Genomic DNA, 1,985 nt, shown 5'->3' with positions numbered 1-1,985 from the left:
GCGCCGAGGTGGTAGGCGCCGACCACGGCCTCCAGCGGCACGCCCTCGTCCGCCCGCTGCGCCGAGGACTCGCTGATCTCCTCCAGCAGGCCCGGCCCCGGCAGCTCGCCGGTGCGCAGCACCTCGACGAAGTGCCGGATCGCGTGCTCGGTGGCCCGGGTGATCTCGCCGCGCACCTGCTCGGGCGGCAGCGCGGCGTAGACCGGCAGCTGGTCGAGCAGACGGGCCATCACCGCGGGCACCAGACCCGGCAGGTCGGTGAGCAGGCGCTGGTGCAGCGGGACGCCGCCGCACCGCGGCGCGCCGTCGCCCGCCGGGGTCTTGGGCGCGATCACAATCCACCTCGCGAAAGTTTGTGAGCACCGCCCGGCAGCGTTCCGCCGCGGTACGGCCATCATTGTCATCCGATGTTACCTACCAGTTGGTAACACGGCAGCTGTCACGACACCAGAAGCGGGCCCCCACCTGACGCCCGCTCACCCGCCCCCACCCGGCGGACCGACCTGTGAATCGGGGAGACATGTCCAGAACCGCCGCTCGCCTGCTGGCCACCGCCGTCGCCGCCGTGCTGGCCGCCACCGCCGCGCCGGTGGCCTCGGCCGTCGCGAGCACGCCGACCGCCTCCGGCGACTCGTTCTACCGGTACGACGGCAGCACCCCGCTGTCCTCGTACGCCCCCGGCACCGTGCTGAAGACCCGTCAGCTCCCGTACCACGTGGTCGGGATCCCGACCCCGGTGACGGCGGTCCAGCTGCTCTACCGCAGCACCGACGCCCAGGGCCGCCCGTCCGCCAACGTGACCACCGTGGTCCGCGGCCTCGGCAGCGACGGCAGCAGGGCCGTCTCCTACCAGTCGTTCTACGACTCGCTGAACCCCGCGGACGGGCCGTCCCGGGCGATCGCCGGCGACGTCACGCTGGGCGGCGTCATCGCCAACGCCGAGGCGCTCTTCGTGGCGCCGCTGCTGCTCCAGGGCTACGACGTGGTGATCCCGGACACCGAGGGCCAGCAGGCGGACTTCGCGGCCGGACCGGAGTACGGCACCAACACGCTGGACTCGATCCGGGCCGCCACCGCCGCCCCGGGCACCGGGCTGAACCCCGCCACCCGGTTCGGGCTGATGGGCTACTCCGGCGGCGCCATCGCCACCGACTGGGCGGCCGCGCTCGCGCCCGCCTACGCCCCCGAGGTGAACCGGCAGCTGGTCGGCTTCGCGGAGGGCGGCCTGCTGGTGGACCCTGCGCACAACCTCAAGTACGTGAACGGCGCGCTGGTCTGGAACGGCGTCATCCCGATGGCGCTGATCGGCGTGGCCCGGTCCTACGGCCTGGACCTGACGCCCTACCTGAGCGACTACGGCATGCAGGTCTACCAGAAGCTGCAGACCGGCTCGATCGTCAACGCGCTCGGCCAGTACCCCGGGCTGACCTGGCAGAAGATGGCCAAGCCGCAGTACGCCGACCCCGACTCGGTGCCGCCGTTCGTCGCCGCCGTCAACCGGGTCAACCTGGGCAGCGCCGCCACCCCGACCGTCCCCGGCTACCTCGCGCAGGGCAACGGCGGCTTCTGGGAGGGCACCTTCAACAACCCGGCCGGGATCGGCACCGGCGACGGCGTGATGGTCGCCGGCGACGTGCGCGCGCTGGCCCGCCAGTACTGCGCCACCGGCAACGGCGCGATCAAGTACCAGCAGTACGACCTGCTCAGCCACGTCGGCGTGCCGGTGCCGTGGGCGCCGCAGGCGCTGGGCTGGCTGAACGACCGGTTCGCCGGCCGGACCGCGCCGTCGGACTGCGGCAGCATCCCGGCGGGCAACTCGCTGGCCCCGGAGCGCGTGGTTTCCTGACGCCCGCTCCGCCGCCCCGCGCCCGCCCGGCGCGGGGACCCGAGCGTCCCTGACGCCCCAACGGTCGAGGCCCCGGCGCGCCGCCCCCACGCGCGGGGGCCTCGGCGCTGCCCGGGCGCGCGGCGGGCGGGCCGGCCTC

Annotated in this window: 1 protein-coding gene and 1 pseudogene; one reads left to right on the top strand and one right to left on the bottom strand. The window is 74.3% G+C overall.

Annotated elements, in window-relative coordinates; translation table 11 throughout:
* Positions 1-335, bottom strand: a pseudogene (locus ACFW1A_RS40255) (PucR family transcriptional regulator); the annotation flags it as partial.
* Between the two features lie 185 nt (positions 336-520).
* Here ACFW1A_RS40255 and ACFW1A_RS40250 point away from each other — a divergent pair.
* Positions 521-1,846 carry a lipase family protein gene (locus ACFW1A_RS40250; RefSeq protein WP_380418662.1) on the top strand — a complete coding sequence of 442 codons (1,326 nt, stop codon included), beginning with the start codon at positions 521-523 and terminating at the stop codon, positions 1,844-1,846.
* Positions 1,847-1,985 lie beyond the last annotated feature (139 nt).

The sequence above is a fragment of the Kitasatospora sp. NPDC058965 genome (assembly GCF_042741245.1).
GTDB lineage: Bacteria > Actinomycetota > Actinomycetes > Streptomycetales > Streptomycetaceae > Kitasatospora.
The sequence above is the reverse complement of the archived record's forward strand: the minus strand, read 5'-3'. Positions and strand labels throughout refer to the sequence as shown.